21 protein-coding genes and 1 other RNA gene are annotated in these 15,987 nt (G+C 68.5%); 14 read left to right on the top strand and 8 right to left on the bottom strand.

Going from position 1 to position 15,987, the window contains the following annotated elements; all coding sequences use genetic code 11:
* Positions 1 to 89: 89 nt before the first annotated feature.
* The 5 genes from BGP17_RS17495 to BGP17_RS17475 all read left to right on the top strand — a co-directional run bounded on the left by BGP17_RS17495 (position 90) and on the right by BGP17_RS17475 (position 2,682).
* Positions 90 to 1,058 (top strand): threonine ammonia-lyase, encoded by a 969-nt coding sequence (locus BGP17_RS17495; protein ID WP_286712896.1) that lies wholly within the window; start codon positions 90 to 92, stop codon positions 1,056 to 1,058.
* Between the two features lie 4 nt (positions 1,059 to 1,062).
* Complete coding sequence (locus BGP17_RS17490) at positions 1,063 to 1,239, top strand: hypothetical protein (RefSeq protein WP_167298354.1); 177 nt, start codon at positions 1,063 to 1,065, stop codon at positions 1,237 to 1,239.
* Complete coding sequence (locus tag BGP17_RS17485; RefSeq protein WP_286712894.1) at positions 1,239 to 1,406, top strand: hypothetical protein; 168 nt, start codon at positions 1,239 to 1,241, stop codon at positions 1,404 to 1,406. Before BGP17_RS17490 ends, BGP17_RS17485 begins: the two co-directional genes overlap by 1 nt.
* Before the next feature lie 185 nt (positions 1,407 to 1,591).
* Positions 1,592 to 2,434 carry an alpha/beta hydrolase gene (locus BGP17_RS17480; protein WP_286712893.1) on the top strand — a complete coding sequence of 281 codons (843 nt, stop codon included), beginning with the start codon at positions 1,592 to 1,594 and terminating at the stop codon, positions 2,432 to 2,434.
* A 38-nt stretch (positions 2,435 to 2,472) separates the two neighbouring features.
* Positions 2,473 to 2,682: a DUF2093 domain-containing protein gene (locus BGP17_RS17475; protein ID WP_243857115.1), complete on the top strand. Its 210-nt coding sequence runs from the start codon at positions 2,473 to 2,475 to the stop codon at positions 2,680 to 2,682.
* Positions 2,683 to 2,773: 91 nt separating this feature from the next.
* Here the strand turns inward: BGP17_RS17475 and BGP17_RS17470 are convergent, their stop codons facing one another.
* Positions 2,774 to 3,430 carry an alpha/beta hydrolase gene (locus tag BGP17_RS17470; RefSeq protein ID WP_086129079.1) on the bottom strand — a complete coding sequence of 219 codons (657 nt, stop codon included), beginning with the start codon at positions 3,428 to 3,430 and terminating at the stop codon, positions 2,774 to 2,776.
* Between the two features lie 97 nt (positions 3,431 to 3,527).
* Between BGP17_RS17470 and BGP17_RS17465 the strand changes: the two genes are divergently transcribed.
* The 5 genes from BGP17_RS17465 (at position 3,528) to ffs (ending at position 6,568) form a co-directional block, all read left to right on the top strand.
* Positions 3,528 to 4,604 carry a cysteine desulfurase family protein gene (locus BGP17_RS17465; protein ID WP_286712892.1) on the top strand — a complete coding sequence of 359 codons (1,077 nt, stop codon included), beginning with the start codon at positions 3,528 to 3,530 and terminating at the stop codon, positions 4,602 to 4,604.
* On the top strand, positions 4,601 to 5,692 hold the full coding sequence (locus BGP17_RS17460) for a cysteine desulfurase family protein (RefSeq protein WP_286712891.1): 1,092 nt from the start codon (positions 4,601 to 4,603) through the stop codon (positions 5,690 to 5,692). Before BGP17_RS17465 ends, BGP17_RS17460 begins: the two co-directional genes overlap by 4 nt.
* A complete protein-coding gene (locus tag BGP17_RS17455; protein ID WP_286712887.1) occupies positions 5,689 to 6,024 on the top strand; it encodes a 2Fe-2S iron-sulfur cluster-binding protein in 336 nt (111 codons plus the stop codon). The genes BGP17_RS17460 and BGP17_RS17455 overlap by 4 nt, the downstream gene beginning before the upstream one ends.
* A gap of 154 nt (positions 6,025 to 6,178) precedes the next feature.
* Positions 6,179 to 6,403, top strand: coding sequence for a hypothetical protein (locus BGP17_RS17450; protein ID WP_167298361.1), 225 nt, complete (start codon positions 6,179 to 6,181; stop codon positions 6,401 to 6,403).
* 67 nt (positions 6,404 to 6,470) lie between these two features.
* Positions 6,471 to 6,568: signal recognition particle sRNA small type (gene ffs / locus BGP17_RS17445), an RNA gene on the top strand.
* 37 nt (positions 6,569 to 6,605) lie between these two features.
* Here the strand turns inward: ffs and BGP17_RS17440 are convergent.
* Entirely contained in the window at positions 6,606 to 7,019 is a 414-nt protein-coding gene (locus tag BGP17_RS17440) for an NIPSNAP family protein (protein ID WP_286712886.1), read from the bottom strand.
* Positions 7,020 to 7,091: 72 nt separating this feature from the next.
* Here BGP17_RS17440 and BGP17_RS17435 point away from each other — a divergent pair, with 72 nt between their 5' ends.
* The 3 genes from BGP17_RS17435 to BGP17_RS17425 are packed head-to-tail and all read left to right on the top strand — an operon-like array spanning position 7,092 to position 9,347.
* Positions 7,092 to 8,723 (top strand): DNA polymerase III subunit gamma/tau, encoded by a 1,632-nt coding sequence (locus BGP17_RS17435; RefSeq protein WP_286712885.1) that lies wholly within the window; start codon positions 7,092 to 7,094, stop codon positions 8,721 to 8,723.
* A gap of 9 nt (positions 8,724 to 8,732) precedes the next feature.
* The gene (locus tag BGP17_RS17430; RefSeq protein WP_086129085.1) at positions 8,733 to 9,056 is read left to right on the top strand and encodes a YbaB/EbfC family nucleoid-associated protein; all 324 of its coding nucleotides are present in this window, start codon (positions 8,733 to 8,735) and stop codon (positions 9,054 to 9,056) included.
* Positions 9,057 to 9,116: 60 nt separating this feature from the next.
* Positions 9,117 to 9,347: a hypothetical protein gene (locus BGP17_RS17425; protein ID WP_286712884.1), complete on the top strand. Its 231-nt coding sequence runs from the start codon at positions 9,117 to 9,119 to the stop codon at positions 9,345 to 9,347.
* A gap of 36 nt (positions 9,348 to 9,383) precedes the next feature.
* Here BGP17_RS17425 and BGP17_RS17420 read toward each other — a convergent pair whose 3' ends face one another.
* The 4 genes from BGP17_RS17420 to BGP17_RS17405 form a co-directional block, all read right to left on the bottom strand.
* On the bottom strand, positions 9,384 to 9,782 hold the full coding sequence (locus BGP17_RS17420; protein ID WP_167298364.1) for an NUDIX hydrolase: 399 nt from the start codon (positions 9,780 to 9,782) through the stop codon (positions 9,384 to 9,386).
* A 13-nt stretch (positions 9,783 to 9,795) separates the two neighbouring features.
* On the bottom strand, positions 9,796 to 10,599 hold the full coding sequence (mtgA, locus tag BGP17_RS17415; RefSeq protein WP_286713024.1) for a monofunctional biosynthetic peptidoglycan transglycosylase: 804 nt from the start codon (positions 10,597 to 10,599) through the stop codon (positions 9,796 to 9,798).
* Positions 10,600 to 10,762: 163 nt separating this feature from the next.
* Positions 10,763 to 11,665 carry an RNA polymerase sigma factor RpoH gene (rpoH, locus tag BGP17_RS17410; RefSeq protein ID WP_086129404.1) on the bottom strand — a complete coding sequence of 301 codons (903 nt, stop codon included), beginning with the start codon at positions 11,663 to 11,665 and terminating at the stop codon, positions 10,763 to 10,765.
* Between the two features lie 58 nt (positions 11,666 to 11,723).
* Positions 11,724 to 12,671, bottom strand: coding sequence for an RluA family pseudouridine synthase (locus BGP17_RS17405; protein ID WP_167298365.1), 948 nt, complete (start codon positions 12,669 to 12,671; stop codon positions 11,724 to 11,726).
* A 166-nt stretch (positions 12,672 to 12,837) separates the two neighbouring features.
* On the opposite strand from BGP17_RS17405, the gene BGP17_RS17400 reads away from it, so the two are divergent.
* The gene (locus BGP17_RS17400; RefSeq protein WP_286712883.1) at positions 12,838 to 13,236 is read left to right on the top strand and encodes a M67 family metallopeptidase; all 399 of its coding nucleotides are present in this window, start codon (positions 12,838 to 12,840) and stop codon (positions 13,234 to 13,236) included.
* Between the two features lie 3 nt (positions 13,237 to 13,239).
* Here the strand turns inward: BGP17_RS17400 and BGP17_RS17395 are convergent, their stop codons facing one another.
* Positions 13,240 to 13,677, bottom strand: a complete 438-nt coding sequence (locus BGP17_RS17395; protein WP_286712882.1) for a hypothetical protein — start codon at positions 13,675 to 13,677, stop codon at positions 13,240 to 13,242.
* Between the two features lie 192 nt (positions 13,678 to 13,869).
* Entirely contained in the window at positions 13,870 to 15,855 is a 1,986-nt protein-coding gene (locus tag BGP17_RS17390) for a sensor histidine kinase (protein WP_286712881.1), read from the bottom strand.
* Positions 15,856 to 15,987 lie beyond the last annotated feature (132 nt).

Genomic DNA, 15,987 nt, shown 5'->3' with positions numbered 1-15,987 from the left:
CCCATGGGGCAGCGGAAGGCGGCACATAAGGACGTTGGATCGGGGTGTAAAGTGATTCGAGGCCCGGAATATTACGGCGGGGGTGAATTGTGACAATTGTGCGACAACCTACACGCGCGGGCGTTCGCGACGCTGCCTCGAAGGTCGCCGAGATCCTTCCGCAAACTCCTCTGTTCGTTCAGGAAATCCGTGGAGTGCCGGTGTGCTTCAAGGCCGAGTGCCTGCAACCGATCGGCGCGTTCAAGATCCGCGGCGCCTGGCATCGGCTCACTGCGCTGGACGATCCGGCGCGCGAGAAGGGCGTGGTCGCCTTTTCCTCGGGCAATCATGCGCAGGGAGTCGCCTGGGCGGCGAAGAAGCTTGGCATCCCGGCGGTGATCGTGATGCCCGCCGACGCACCCAGGGTGAAGCGCGACGCGACGCTGGCGATGGGCGCGGAGATCGTCTCCTATGACCGGATGACCGAGAGCCGCGAGAAGATCGCCGCGCACCTTGCCCATGCCCGCGGCGCGACGCTGGTGCCGAGCTTCGACGATCCCTGGATCATCGAGGGGCAGGGGAGCGCCGGGATCGAGGCGATGACGCAGATCGTCGAGGCCCGGTTGCCCGATTTCGCGAACGTGCTGGTGCCCTGTGGCGGCGGCGGGCTGGCGGCGGGCCTGGCGCTGGCGCTGGCCGATGCCGAGATCGTCACCGTCGAGCCCGAGGGCTGGGACGATATGCGCCGCAGCCTCGATGCCGGGTGGATCGAGCCGGTGGGAGACAATCCGCCGCCCACGGCATGCGACGCGCTGCAGACCACGCGCGTCTCGCCGCTGACTTTCGACGTGCTGTCGCGGCGGGGGGCGACCGGGCTGGCGGTGAGCGAGGCGGAAGTGCGCGCGGCCCAGCGCTGGGCCGCGGCCAGGCTGCGGGTGGTGGTGGAACCGGGCGGGGCAGTGGCGCTGGCGGCGCTGCTTGCGGGCAAGCTGGACGTGAAGCCGGGCTTGCTCGTGATCCTTTCCGGGGGCAATGCCGATCCCGATGCCTATGCCCAAGTCCTTGCCGGGAAAGACTGACCCGGTGGCCAGCCGCCTCGGCGCCGTGATTGCCAACGTCATGAGCGTCGGCGCGCGTGCGCTCGGCTATTTCCTCTGGGGAGTGCTGCGCATCGCCTATCGCGGCGATCCCCGGATGATCGCGCTGTTCGGCGGCGTGATCGGGATGACCGGGCTGCTCGTCTGGCTGATCGCCGGCTGATGCCCGATCCCGGCCTGGAGCCGCTCTGGCTCAGCATCGCGGTGATCGCCATGGGCGCGCTCGTCTGGGGTGGGTGGAAACAGTTCCGGGCGGACCGGACCAAGGCGATCCTGATGTGGGTCTGCGCCGTCGTGATCCTCGGCAATCTGCTGATCCTGCAGATCTGAAACGCGCCAGGGTCGCATCGACATCAGCATTGCGAGGTGTCGCCAATATTCCTCTCCCTCCGGGGAAGGCTTTCCGAATGCCGAGCGGGCCCATGCCCGGCTGACACATCTGGTTACACAAGATCGTTGGACGCGCCCGTGTGCCGCGCGCATATCCTTCGCCTGCCCGGCTGATGAGGTGCGTGATGCGCAAGTCCCTGATCCTGCTGCCGTTCCTGCTCGCCGCCATGCCCGCGTCCGCGCAATCCGCGCCGGCGCGCGAGATCGCCTATGGCACGGCGCAGCTGCAGAAGCTCGATTTCTACAAGGGCGCGGGGGATGCCGCGCCGCTGGTGGTGTTCGTCCATGGCGGCGGCTGGCAGCGGGGCGACAAGGGCAATGCGACCGGCGCGGCGAAGATCGCCCATTTCACCGGGCGCGGTTTCGCCTTTGCCAGCGTCGACTATCGGCTCGTGCCGGGCGCGACAGTGGAGGGACAGGCGCAGGACGTCGCCGATTCGCTGGCCTATCTGGCGCGGCATGCGCGCGCGCTGGGCGTGGATCCGGGCAAGATCGTGGTGATGGGGCACAGCGCGGGCGCGCATCTGGCGGCGCTGGTCGCGACCGATCCCGTCTATCTCCGCAAGGCGGGCTGGGGCCTGGACCGGCTTGCCGGCGTCGTGCTGCTCGACGGCGCGGCCTATGACGTGCCCGCGCAGATGGCCGATGGCCCGCGGATCATGGGCGGCACCTATGATGCCGCGTTCGGCCGCGATCCCGCCCGTCAGCGCGCGCTCTCGCCCACCTTGCAGGCCGCCGCGCCCAATGCCCGCGACTTCCTGATCCTGCACGTGGAGCGTGTGGACGGTACGCGCCAGTCCGAAGCGCTGGGGCGCGCGCTCACGGCGGCGGGCGCACGGGTGACGGTGCAGGGCTTTGCCGGCCGGGGACTGCGCGGCCATATGGAAATCAACCGGGCGCTGGGCGATCCCGGCTATCCGGCGACGGGGGTGGTGGATCGCTGGATCGACGGCGTGCTGGCGCGCTGAGCATTGGCGTAGGAGGCGCGAGCCCCTAGATGGGCCGCATGTCGCTTCTCGCCGAACTCCATTACGACGCGTCCGATTTCGACGTGATCCGTCCGGGCACCCATGTCGTCTGCGCCGTCAGCGGCGCGCCGATCCCGCTCGACCAGCTCAAATATTGGAGCGCCGAGTTCCAGGAAGCCTATCGCAGCGCGGCCGAGGCAACCGCCGCGATCCTGGCGGGCGGAGCGAAGAATCTGAAGAAGGATTGAGGGGCGGCGGAGCCAGGTCCGCCAGTCCGCCCCCGGCCGTCAGCCCCGCCCTTGCGGGGGTGACGGCGTCCGGCGGGCGGCTGCCAGCCCCTCAGCGGATCGGCGAGTTGGGGTCGAGCCGCATGTCGAGATAGCGGTCCACGCTCTTCATCAGGTCGTCCATCTCGTGCTCGAAGAAGTGGTTCGCGCTCGGAATGGTGTCGTGATGGATGGTGATGTGTTTCTGGGTGCGCAGCTTGTCGACCAGCTTCTGCACCGCGCCCGGCGTGACCACCTCGTCATTCTCGCCCTGGATGATGATGCCCGAGGACGGGCAGGGGGCAAGGAAGGTGAAGTCGAACATGTTCGCCGGCGGCGCGATCGAGATGAAGCCGCGAATTTCCGGACGGCGCATCAGCAGCTGCATGCCGATCCAGGCGCCGAAGCCGAAGCCGGCGACCCAGGTGCTGCTCGCTTCCGGGTGGAAGCTCTGTACCCAGTCGAGCGCGCTCGCCGCGTCGGACAGTTCGCCGATGCCGTTGTCGAACGTCCCCTGGCTCTTGCCGACGCCGCGGAAATTGAAGCGCAGCGTCGCGAAGCCGCGGCGCTGGAAGGTCTTGTAGACTTCCTGGACGATGCGGTTGTTCATCGTGCCGCCCGCATTGGGATGCGGGTGGAGGATCATGGCGACCGGTGCGCGCGGCTTGGGAGCGGGAGCGAAACGGCCTTCGAGGCGCCCCTCGGGGCCGGGAAAGATGACTTCGGGCAAGGCAGACCTGCTTTGAATTGGAGGCGCGCTGTGGAGCGCGGTGCGTTGGGCGCTATATAGGCAGCGCGCCCCTTTGCGCAATTACAACGAGATTCGCTTGGCCGACCGCATCTATCTGGACCATGCCGCGACCACTCCCATGCTGCCGCAGGCGCTGGCGGCGGTGGAGGCGGGGATGCGCCACTGGGCGAATCCCAGCTCACCCCATGCCGAGGGGCGCGCGGCCCGCGCCGCGCTGGAGAAGGCGCGCAGCGACGTCGCCGCCGCCTATGGCTGGGCGCACGAACTGGTCTTCACCAGCGGTGCCAGCGAATCGCTGCAGATCGCGCTTGGCCGCTCGATGGCGCCGCGCCGGCTGATCAGCGCGGTCGAGCATGATTCGGTGTTGCGCCATTCGGAGGGTGCGCAGGTGCTGCCCGTCGACGGCGACGGGGCCCTGGATCTCGACGCGTTGCGCGGCGCGCTGGCGGCGGGGCCGCGCGCGCTGGTGGGAGTGCAATGGGCGAACAGCGAGACCGGCGTGCGCCAGCCGATCGCCGAGATCGCGGCTATCGTGCACGCGGCGGGCGCCATCCTGCTGGTCGATGCGGCACAGATGCCCGCGCGCGCCGACGATGCGGTGCTGCGCCATGCCGATCTCGTGGCGGTCTCCGCACACAAGCGTGGCGGGCCGCCGGGGATCGGTGCGCTGCTGGTGCGCGATTTCGGCGTGCTGCTGCCGATGGGCGGGCAGGAAAAGGGCTATCGCGCGGGCACCGAGAATCTTCCCGGTGCACTGGGCTATTCGATTGCCGTCCAGATGCCCGAGGATCTGGCGCGAATGGCGGCGTTGCGGGTCCGGCTGGAGACGGCGATCGTCGCGGCGGGCGGCGACCCGGTGGGCGCGAACCGTCCGCGCAGTCCGCTGATCGGAGCCTATCGGATGCCGGGCGTCTCCTCCGCCGCCCAGCTGATCCGCTTCGACCTGGCCGGCATATCGGTCTCGGCGGGCAGCGCCTGTTCCTCGGGCAGCATGCGGCCGAGCCATGTCCTCGCCGCGATGGGCTGGGAGGAGCCGGCATTGCGCGAAGTGGTGCGGGTGAGTTTCGGGCGCAATACCACCGAAGCGGAGGTGGATGCCTTCACGACGCTCTGGCGCCGGGTCGCGATCGAGGCCACAAACAGGGCCGCATGACCTATCTCGACTATCAGGCGACCACACCGCTCGCGCCCGAGGCGCTGGCCGCGATGCTGCCCTTGCTGGAAGGCAATTTCGCCAATCCGCATTCCGCCCATGCCCAGGGCCGCGCGGCAAGGGCGGCGGTGGAAGTGGCGCGCGACGATGTCGCCGGATTGTTGCCTCCGGGCGGGACGGTAAGCTTCACCAGCGGCGCGACCGAGGCGCTCAACTGGGCGATCAAGGGCACGAGCGGCGGGATCGTGACGATCGCTACCGAACATGCCGCCGTGCTCGACACGGCGGCGGCGGAGCGCCGCAAGGGCAGGGACGACGTCGTGCTCCCGGTCGGCACCGAAGGGCTGGTCGACCTCGCCGCCGCGCGTGCGGCGATCGGTCCGGGCGTCGGCCTGGTCGCGGCGATGCTGGTCAACAACGAGATCGGCGTGATCCAGCCGATCGCGGAACTGGCGCATCTCGCCCATGCCGCCGGCGCGCTGTTCCTTTGCGACGCGGTGCAGGGCTATGGCCGGGTGCGCATCCCCGATGGCTGCGACCTGATCGCCGTCTCGGCGCACAAGATCCACGGGCCCAAGGGCGTGGGCGCCCTGTGGATCCGCGACGGCGTGACGCTGGAGCCGCTGATGCATGGCGGCGGGCAGGAGCCGGCGGGCCGTTCGGGCACGCTGTCGCCCGCACTGTGCGCGGGGTTCGGTGCGGCGGCAAGGCTCGCCAAGCAGCGCCTCGGCGCCGATCATGCCCATGCCGAGCAGCTCTTTCGCGCGGCGCTTGCCCGTATCCCCGGCGATTGGGCGCTGAACGGCGCACAGGGAGACCGCTATCCCGGCAATCTCAACCTGCGCCATGACGGGCTCGACGTCGCCCGGCTGATGTCGGACCTGCGCGACATCGCCTTTTCCGCCGGATCGGCCTGCGCGAGCGGATCGGGGCGGCCGAGCCATGTGCTCGAGGCGATCGGCCTCTCCGCTGCCGAGGCGCGCGCGAGCATCCGCATCGGCTTCGGGCGCTATACCACCGAGGACGCGTTGCTCCATGCGATCGACCGGATCGCCGCCGCCGCCCGGCGGCAGAGCCGCGCGGCATGATCCGCGTCACCTTCATCAGCGCCGACGGGCGCGACCGGCACGAAGTGGCGGCGGAGACGGGGCTGCGCCTGCTTGAAGTCGCGCAGAATGACGGCCAGCCGCTGGAGGGCACTTGCGAGGGGCAGATGGCCTGCTCGACCTGCCACGTGATCGTCGATCCCGAATATTTCGCCCGGCTGCCCCGCGCCGCGGAGGAAGAGGAGGACATGCTCGACCTGGCGGTGGGCGCGGTGCGCACCAGCCGGCTCGCCTGCCAGATCCTGCTCACGCCGGACCTGGACGGGCTGGTGGTGCACATGCCGGCCGGTCATCGCGACATGCAGGGGCGCTGAGGCGTACGCGGGGGATTCCGGATGACCCTGGGCTGAGCGATCCGTTCAGCCTGTCGAAATCGGTTCAATTTCAGGATCGAGCATGGAACCGAAACGATCGTTCCGGTTTCCGACATCGGGGGGCTCTTTCCCCCGCAAGCAGGAGAGAGAAGATATGAAATTGCTTCCGATCCTCGCGGCCGCCGCTGCCGCGACCCTCGCCATCCCGGCCGCCAATGCCGCCGCTGCCCCGGCGGCCCCGGCGATCGCCGGCAAGGCGGACATCCAGCACCACCGTCCGCACCATCGCAAGCGGCCCCAGTGGCGCACGGTGTGCAAGACCAAGTGGCATCACGGCCATCGCCAGCGCGTGTGCCGCAAGGTGCGCGTCCACCGCTAAGGGTTTCGGGCGGGAGCGTGCCTGCGTTCCCGCCCTTGCCTAACCGCCTGACTTTGCCCATATGCGCCGCGGGAGTCGGGCGGACGCAGTCGTCGCCAACCTGGTCAGATCCGGAAGGAAGCAGCCACAACGATTTCGCTGCGGGTCGTTCCGGCTCCCACCGCATCCTCGCATCGCCCTCTTGCCCGCGACCGCCGCGCCATCACCTGAACGGCGGCGAATAGTCGGTCAGGCGCATGGTCCGATCCTCTATCTCGCCCATGATCGGCGCGTCGGGGCTCAGCGTCGCCTTCTTGATCGCGATCCATTCCGCATCGGCCATGAACGCCGCCCAGCAGGCCTTTTGCGTCGCCTCGTCGGGCCAGCGCAGCAGATAGACGAATTCCGGCTTCCCGTCGTGCCGGGCTTCCCAGGTCGCGACGATGTCGAAGCCGTGGCGCTTCATGATTCGCATCGCGTGGTCGCGGAAGCGGGAATGGAAGACGGGCCTGCTGGCTTCGTGGAGCGCATAGACGCGAAGCTGGTAGAGCGGCCCGTCTTCGGCGCGCGCCCGGGTCGGGGCCGTCGCCAGCATCGCCGTCATCGCCAGTCCGAGCGCCATTCTGGTCATCGTCATCGCATTCCTCCCATGCCGGGCTTAGTCCATCGGCTTGGACGCGGCGACGGGAACACGCTAGGAACGCAGACGATGTCCGATTCCCTGCTTGGCCTCGACGAACCCCCGCAGCCGCGCGACCCGAATGCGTCCGGGGCCTATCGCGTGCTGGCGCGCAAATACCGGCCGCAGACCTTTTCCGAGCTGATCGGCCAGGACGCGATGGTCACCACGCTGGGCAACGCGATCAAGCGCGACCGGCTGGCGCACGCCTTCCTGCTCACCGGCGTGCGCGGCGTCGGCAAGACCTCTACCGCGCGGCTGATCGCCAAGGCGCTCAACTGCATCGGCCCGGACGGGCAGGGCGGGCCGACGATCGATCCCTGCGGCGTCTGCGAGCCGTGCCGGGCGATCGCCGAGGGCCGTCATATCGACGTGATCGAGATGGACGCCGCCAGCCATACCGGCGTCGACGACGTACGCGAGATCATCGAGGCGTCGCGCTATTCCGCCGTCTCGGCGCGCTACAAGATCTACATCATCGACGAAGTCCATATGCTCTCCAAGAGCGCGTTCAACGCGCTGCTCAAGACGCTGGAGGAGCCGCCGGCGCATGTGAAGTTCCTGTTCGCCACCACCGAGGTGAACAAGGTGCCGGTGACGGTGCTCTCGCGCTGCCAGCGCTTCGACCTGCGCCGCATCCCGGCCGAGCTGCTCGCCGAGCATTTTGCCAGAGTGACCCAGGCCGAGGGCTTCGAGGCGGAGCCCGAGGCGCTGGCGCTGATCGCCCGCGCCGCCGAGGGATCGGCGCGCGACGGGCTGTCGATCCTCGACCAGGCGATCGCGCATGCGGGCCTGGAGGGCGAAGGCGTGAAGGCCGAGGCGGTGCGACAGATGCTGGGCCTGTCCGACCGTGGCGCGATTCGCACCCTGTTCGGGCTGCTGCTGGAGGGGGACGCGCCCGGCGCGCTGGCCTCGCTCCGGGGGCAGTACGACCTTGGCGTCGATCCGCAGGCGGTGCTGCGCACGCTGCTCGAGACGGTGCACGCTGTGACGCTCGCCAAGCTCGGCACCGATGCCAATTCGGGCCAGTCGGCCGAGGAGATGAAATCGCTCGAGCGCTGGGCGGCGGGGCTGAGCTTCCCGGCGCTCCACCGGCTGTGGCAGCTGGTGCTGCGCGGGCATGATGAAGTGGCGCGGGCGGTGCTGCCGATCGAAGCGGCGGAGATGGCGCTGCTGCGCGTCATCCATGCCTCGCAACTGCCCGATCCGGGTGAGCTCGCGCGCCAGATCGCCAGCGGCAGCGTCACCATCTCGGGCGGCGGCGCTCCCGCGGCGGCGGGGCCGAACGGCGCGGCGATGCCCACCAGCCTGGGCCAGCTGGCCGACTATCTCGAGGAGAAGCGCCGCTTCCAGCTCGCCACCCAGGTGCGCGACTATCTTCGCCCGGTGCGTTTCGCGGGTACCGAGGTGGAATTCGCGGCGGCGCGGCCGCTGCCGTTCGATTTCATCAAGGAACTGGGGGCGGCGCTCAAGGAGTTGACCGGCACCAACTGGAAGCTCCTGTGCGTCGATGTGCCGGCCCCGGCGATGACGCTGCGCGAGGAACAGGCGGCGAGCGAGCAGGCCGAGCGCGATGCAGTGCTTGCCTCGCCGATGGTCGCCGCCGCGATGGAAGCCTTTCCCGATGCCGAGCTGATCGGCTGGAGCAAGACCGGAAGTTAGGAAGTATCTATGAAGAGTCTCGAAGACATCATGGCCATGGCGCAGAACGTCCAGGCCGAACTTACCAAGGCGCAGGCCGATCTCGACAAGATCGAGGTGGAAGGCGCGTCGGGCGGCGGGCTGGTCAAGGTCCAGGCTTCCGCCAAGGGCCGGATCATCGGCATCCAGATCGACGATTCACTGCTGAACCCGGCGGAGAAGGGCATGCTCGAGGATCTGCTCGCGGCAGCCTTCAACGACGCCCGCGCCAAGGCCGACGCCGCCTCGCAGGAGGCGATGTCGAAAATGACGAGCGGCTTGCCGCTGCCGCCGGGCTTCAAGCTGCCCTTCTGATTTCCGGAACCATTCCAACACCTTCTCGGTTGCCGATGGGCAAGATCGAGGAGGAGTGCAATGGTCGAACGCGGAACCGGGCGTCGCGGCGGCGGCGGCAGCCTGCTGATCGGGCTGGCGCTGTTGGTCGCGGTGGTGATCGGCGCCATCTATCTGTTCAACCAGGATGGCCGCGAGGATGCGAAGACCGACGCGACCGGCAAGGCGGCCGACAAGATAGGCGACGCACCCAGGGATGTCGGCGACGCGGCGAAGAGCGCGGCGAACAGCGCGGCGAACAGGATCCAGTGACTGCATTCCTCCCCGAGGCGGGCTCGGGGAGGAATTCTATCGGTCAAGCAGTTTCAAGGCGATCGGCAATACGTGCTCGCGCGTCATCGGTGCGAGCGGGAGTTTGCCGGCACAGGCGATAGCCACCCAGATCGCTTCCTCGATCTCTGCGGCTATCGCGGGATCATGGGGCGCGGTGAGGTGGAAGAGCTCTGCCTCCACCCTATGGCCCGGCTCGTTGGCGGCGGAGGCGTGGAAGCGGCCGAGCCAGGGAGCATCCGTGATTGCAAGGCCGATCTCCTCGGCCAGTTCGCGGCGCAGCGCCTCGATCGGCGCTTCGCCCGGTTCGATCTTGCCGCCCGCCTGCATATAGGCCGCGGTCCCCCTTTTCCGGACCAGCAGCATATGGCCCGCACCGTCGTCGATCAGCGCGGCGGCGATGCGGATCGGCGGCATCGCCCCATCCGCATCAACGGACACAATCGTCCAGCCCATCACCACGCACGGTGCCGATGCGGGCAGTTATTGCGTTTCCGTAACGACGCGTGAAGCCGCGCGGATCGATGCCGGCGCGCTTCTTGGGCAGCGGCAGCACCGCGGCGATCTGGGCGGCTTCGCGAGGAGACAGGCGCGAGGCGTCGTGCTTGAAATAGCGCATCGCGCCGGCGTTGACGCCATAGGTGCCGATCCCCGTCTCCGCGACGTTGAGATAGACTTCCATGATCCGCCGCTTGCCCCAGATATTCTCGATCAGGACCGTGAAATAGGCTTCCAGCGCCTTGCGGACATAGCCGCCGCCCTGGAACAGGAAGACGTTTTTCGCGGTCTGCTGGCTGATCGTCGAGCCGCCGCGGATGCGGCCGCCCTGCTGGTTGCGGGCATAGGCCTGTTCGATCGCAGTGAGATCGAAGCCGTGATGGGTGCAGAAGCGCGCATCCTCGGCAGCGATCGCGGCGCGTGTCATGTTGGGATCGATCCGGTCGATCGACATCCAGCGCTTGGTGGCGCCATGGCCTCCGACAATGTCGCCGATCTGCGTCCAGGTGATCGGCGGCGGCACGAACCTGTAGATCGCCACCATGCCGATCGAGACGGCCAGGAAGGCAAGGATTGCCTTCAGGATCCAGAACGCGATGCGGCGGAACAGGGGCTTGCGGGGCTTGGATGCACGCTCTTCCTTCCCCGGCCTTCGCCGGGCAGGAGCTTGTGGAGGCGCTTCGCTGCGGGACGCGAAAGGATCGGGCTCCTCGCCCAGCGGGCGGAGGTCCGCCATAGGCGGCGCGCCCAGCCCGGGCTGCTGCGCCGTGGTCGCGCGCGGAGTCCAGTCGCGCGGACGCGGCGCGGATGCGGAAGGCGCCGGCGGGATGTCCGCCGGCGCCTCGGGCTGGCGCGGAGGCTCCGCGCCGGTATCGCGATCCTGATCCCCCATGGCCTCGTCAGGCGGTCAGCAGGCGCTTCTCGCCGGCGATGCGCATCATCGCCTTTTGCAGCTTCTCGAACGCGCGCACCTCGATCTGGCGGACGCGCTCGCGGCTGACGTCATAGACCTGCGAGAGTTCCTCGAGGGTCTTGGGATCGTCCGTCAGGCGGCGCTCGGTGAGGATGTGCCGCTCGCGCTCGTTGAGGTCCTCCATCGCCGACACGAGCATCTCGTGGCGGACGGTGGCTTCCTGGGCCTCGGCGACGCGCTCGTCCTGCAGCTGGTCCTCGTCGGCCAGCCAATCCTGCCACTGACCCTCGCCATCCTCGCGCATCGGCACGTTGAGCGACGTGTCGCCGCCCATCGCCATGCGACGGTTCATCGAGGTGACTTCCTCCTCGGTGACGCCCAGATCGGTGGCGATCTTGGCGACATGCTCGGGGGAAAGGTCGCCGTCCTCGAACGCGTCGAGCTTGGCCTTCATCCGGCGCAGGTTGAAGAACAGCTTCTTCTGCGCCGCGGTGGTGCCCATCTTCACGAGCGACCAAGAGCGCAGGATGAATTCCTGGATCGAGGCGCGGATCCACCACATGGCATAGGTCGCCAGGCGGAAGCCCCGATCGGGCTCGAACTTCTTCACGCCCTGCATCAGGCCGATATTGCCTTCCGAGATCAGCTCGGAGACGGGCAGGCCATAGCCGCGATAGCCCATGGCGATCTTCGCCACGAGGCGCAGGTGCGAGGTGACCAGCTGGGCCGCGGCATCCGTGTCGCCATGCTCCTGGAAGCGCTTGGCGAGCATGAACTCCTGCTCGGGGCTCAGGATCGGAAACTTCTTGATCTCGGCCAGGTAGCGGTTGAGGCTGGCCTCACCACCGAGCGCGGGGATCGTCGCCGGGACGTTGCTTCCGCTTGCCATGATCATATCTCCCTTTCACTTAAAGGGCGCGCCCGGCCGAAGCCTGCGCCGCCTGAAATCATACGATGAGGTTATCGAACAGTTCCTGCATATCGGCAGGGATTTCGCTTTCGAACGCCAAAGCGGTGCTATCGATGGGGTGAATGAACCCCAGATGGGCCGCGTGCAAGGCCTGGCGCCGGAAATTCAAGGTTTCCAGAAGTTGACGGTGCCCCTTGCGGACACTGCCATAGACCGGATCGCCGACCAGCGGATGGCCCAGAGAAGCCATATGGACCCGCACCTGATGGGTGCGGCCCGTTTCCAGCCGGCATTCGACCAGCGTCGCGTCCTGGAGTTCGCGAAGCCTGCGCCAATGCGTGACGGCGCGCTTCCCGTTCTTCACGATCGCGACCTTCTTGCGATTGTGCGGCGAACGCGCGAGCGGCGCATCCACCGTACCTTCGGATAGTCTCAAAAGTCCTGACACGATCGCACGATAGCGCCTGTCAATTGAATGGGACTTGAACTGCTTCGCCAATCCCTCGTGCGCCCGGTCGGTCTTGGCCGCCACCATCAGGCCCGAAGTGTCCTTGTCGATCCGGTGGACGATCCCCGGCCGCGCCACGCCGCCGATGCCGGAGAGCGAGCCCCGGCAATGGTGGAGCAGCGCGTTGACCAGCGTCCCGTCGAGATTGCCCGCCGCCGGGTGGACGACCAGCCCGGCCTGCTTGTCGATCACGATCAGATGCTCGTCCTCGAACACCACCTTGAGCGGAATCTCCTGCGCTTCGTTGTGCGCCGGCTCGGGTTCGGGCACCGCGACGCTGAACAGCGTGCCGGCGGGTGCCTTCTTCGCCGGATCGCGCACCAGCCCCTGCGGACCGGTGACCGCGCCCGAGGAAATCAGCGCCTTCAGCCGTTCACGCGACAGGGTCGGCACCGCGTCGGCGAGCGCACGATCCAGACGCCAGCCATCGGCTGTGTCCGCGATACGTGCCTCGATGATGGAAACCCCCGGATTCATGTTTGACCTCAAATGGGGACGAGGTTGACGATTTCAAGATCTGTACCGATCGGTATCCGACAGATTTCCGCGGGTTTCGACGCCCTGTCAAGATGTTGGAATCCCTGGGGCGGGGACTTGCCGCCGCGGATGACGCGCGCCGGGCCATGTCCTATCGTGAACGGCGATGCCCGTGCGAATTCCCCTGGCCGTTCTCGATGCGATCCGACGGGAAGCCGTCCTTGCCGCCCCGCATGAGGCGTGCGGGCTGCTGTTCGGTTCGGACAGCGCAATCAGCAGCTATCAAGCTGTTGAAAATGTGGACGAAGCGCCGGATAGGCATTTCGAGATCGATCCTGCCGCGCTGTTCGCAGCGCTTCGAGCCGAGCGCGGGGGCGGGCCGAAGCTCCAGGGCTATTGGCATTCGCATCCAGGCGGCGACGCGACTCCTTCGGTCACGGATGCGGCGATGGCTGCCCCCGACGGCAAGCTCTGGCTGATCGTCGGGGGAGCCACCGTCACCGCCTGGCGCGCCGTGGAGCGGGGGGAACTCCACGGGCGCTTCGATCCGGTGACGATCGCCTGACGCTCAGTTGCCGGGTGCCGGCGCGGCGGGTGCCGCGGGAGCGGGCTGTCCGGCCGGCGGGGGCGGGCCGAAGCGGCGATGCGGGCCGCCCGGGCCTTCGCGGCCGGGACCGAAGCCGGGGCCGCGATGCGGTCCGCCATGCTGCCAGCCGTGGCGGTGGCGGCGGTGCATCCGCTCCTCGAAGCGGCCGAAGCGCAGCTCCTGGCGCGAGATCTTGCCGTCCTTGTTGACGTCGAACCGCTCGAAGCGTGCGGCGGCGGCCTTCATCCATGCGTCGCGCGTGATCATGCCGTCCTTGTCGAAGGGGCTGTGATGGGGGCGGCGGGCCATCTGGGCCTTGGGTGCCGTCTGGTCCTGCTGCGCCGGGGCGGCCAGCGCGGCGCCTCCGCCGAAAGCGATCGCGCCGGCAGCGAGCAGCGCGGCGAGCTTCAGTTTGATCATGCGATTTCTCCGCTCCAGTGACGTCTGGACGAGACCGGGGATAGGACGGGCCTGTCGCGAGGGTTTCTCGGCCGGGGGGCGAAATTGTCGCAATTTGTCGGCGGCTGGGGTCAGGGCGCATTCCGCGAACCCCGTCATCCCGGCCTGCGCGGTATGACGGCAGAAAATCACATATTTGTTTGGGTTCTCAACCTAGCGGGCGTTCGCGCCATCCTCGTCGAGCGTCGGCAGGGTGAAGACGAAGATGGCGCCGCCCTCGGGGGCGTTCTCGGCGGAGAACACGCCGCCGTGCAGCTCGATGATGCGCTTCGATATCGACAGGCCGATGCCCATGCCGGCGCTGGTCCGGCTGGCCGAGAAGCGCTGGAAGAGATGCGCAAGCGTTTCCGGCGGAAGGCCGGGGCCGTTGTCGCGGCAGCGCAGCTCGATCATGGCGCCGTCGACACGCCGGGCGGTGACCCAGATGCGCGGGTCCCGCTGCCCGCTCGCGCGCAGCGCCTCCACGGCATTGCGCATCAGGTTGACCAGCACCTGCTGGACCTGGACGCGATCGACAAAGGCACACAGATCGACCGGCGCGACATCGCAGTCGATCTGGGCGGCGAGGCGGCTCGATCCGACCAGCACGAGCCGCGCCGCGTCCTCGATCATCGGGCGGAGCGGCTCGACGCTTCGCTCGGTATCGTTGCGCTCGGTGAAGCTGCGCAGGCGGCGGATGATCTCGCCGGCTTGCATCACCTGCGCGCGGGCATGGTCCACCATCTCGGTGCCCGGCCCCTCGGCGCCGGTGCTCCGCGCGAGCATGGCGGCGGCCGAGAGATAGTTGGCGGCGGCGGTGAGCGGCTGGTTGAGCTCGTGCGCAAGGTCGGCCGCGGCTTCGCCCATGGCGCTCTGCCGGGCGAGATGGGCCAGCTCGGCGTTGAGCTGGGCGATCTGGTCCTCGACGCCGAACTGCGCCGACATGTCGCGAACGAAGATGGTCAGGCATGCCATGTCTTGCGCCTGGACCCGGCCGGCGCGCGCCTCGAGCGGGAAGAGCGAGCCGTCGCTGCGCTGCCCGACGGCGCTGAGCGGCTCGGCGTTCCATGGGCTCAGCTCGCGTTCGCGCAGGTCGGCCAGCTCCTGGCGCGTGCGTTCGGCATGCGACGGCGGAGCGAGAAGGATGACCGGCTCGCCGACGACCTGCTCGGCGCGATAGCCCCAGAGGCGCTCGGCGGCGGCGCTGAAATCGAGGATCGTGCCTTCCTCGTCGACCAGGATCACGGCGTCGGGCACCATCGTCAGCACCGCGCTGAGCTTCGCCTCGCGGATCGCCAGCGCCCGGCTCTGCGTATCTGCATGGCCGATCGCGCGCATCAGCACGCCCGCCAGGATCACGACATTGGCCGCGAGCACGGCGAACTGGGCCGCGCCGAAGCCGAGCAGGTCCGCCTGATATGCCGCGAAGCCGAGCAGCGAGGGGATGGCGGGCAGAATGATGATCGCGGGCGCCAGCCGTATCAGCAGATGCCATCCCCGCTCGTTCGGTTCGTGGCGCATGGCATGGAGGATGAGCCCGGCGGCCGGGAGCAGGGCGAGCGCGCTCGAGATCGCCGAGCGCCCGAGAAAGGCCGGCGAGATGCCGCCCGGCTCGCTGACGAGCGCGGCCGTTGCCAGCAGGGTGAGCGCCGCCGTTCCGCTGGCCAGGATGATGCCGATGACGCGATAGGCGCGGCGATCCACGGTCAGGGCGAGCGCGGCGAGCCCGCCCAGCGCCTGCACCGCCACCGTGCCGCCCGGGCTGAGGCCGTCGTTGCGCACGCCGAGGCGTTGCACCGCGTCGAAGAAGAAGAGGCGCTCGATGGCGATCGCGCCGGTGAGGTACTGGAAGGTGATGAGGCTGAGCAGGATCGCTGCCGGGGCGGCGGCCAGCCGGGCCAGCCGGGGGTGGCCGCTCACTGCCAGGAACGCCGCCAGGGTCACGCTGCAGCCGTTGATCGCGCTGAGCGGCGCCACTGCGTAATGGGGATTGCCGAAGCCGCGTAGCACCGGCAAGTCGAGCAGCCAGCCGAGCAGCGGCAGCGAGAGGACGATGCAGCCGATCCCGGTCATCCATTGCGGCAGGGCGGCCGCGCCGAAGCCGATCCGATGGCGGCCCGGTATCGCGGCGTCCTGCCTGTCTGCGGCCCTGCTCGTCATGGCTCGTTCCGGGTACCGGGCCAGTGCCTGCCCGGCGGCATTGTAGCAGCAAGCGCGGCATGGTGCGTAATCCGGAAAAACCGCAGGGAGGCCGGGGAACGTTTCGGCGGCGCAACCCGTTGATGGACGAAC

It is taken from the genome of Sphingomonas sp. 67-41 (genome assembly GCF_001899725.1).
GTDB lineage: Bacteria > Pseudomonadota > Alphaproteobacteria > Sphingomonadales > Sphingomonadaceae > Sphingomonas > Sphingomonas leidyi.
The sequence above is the reverse complement of the archived record's forward strand: the minus strand, read 5'-3'. Positions and strand labels throughout refer to the sequence as shown.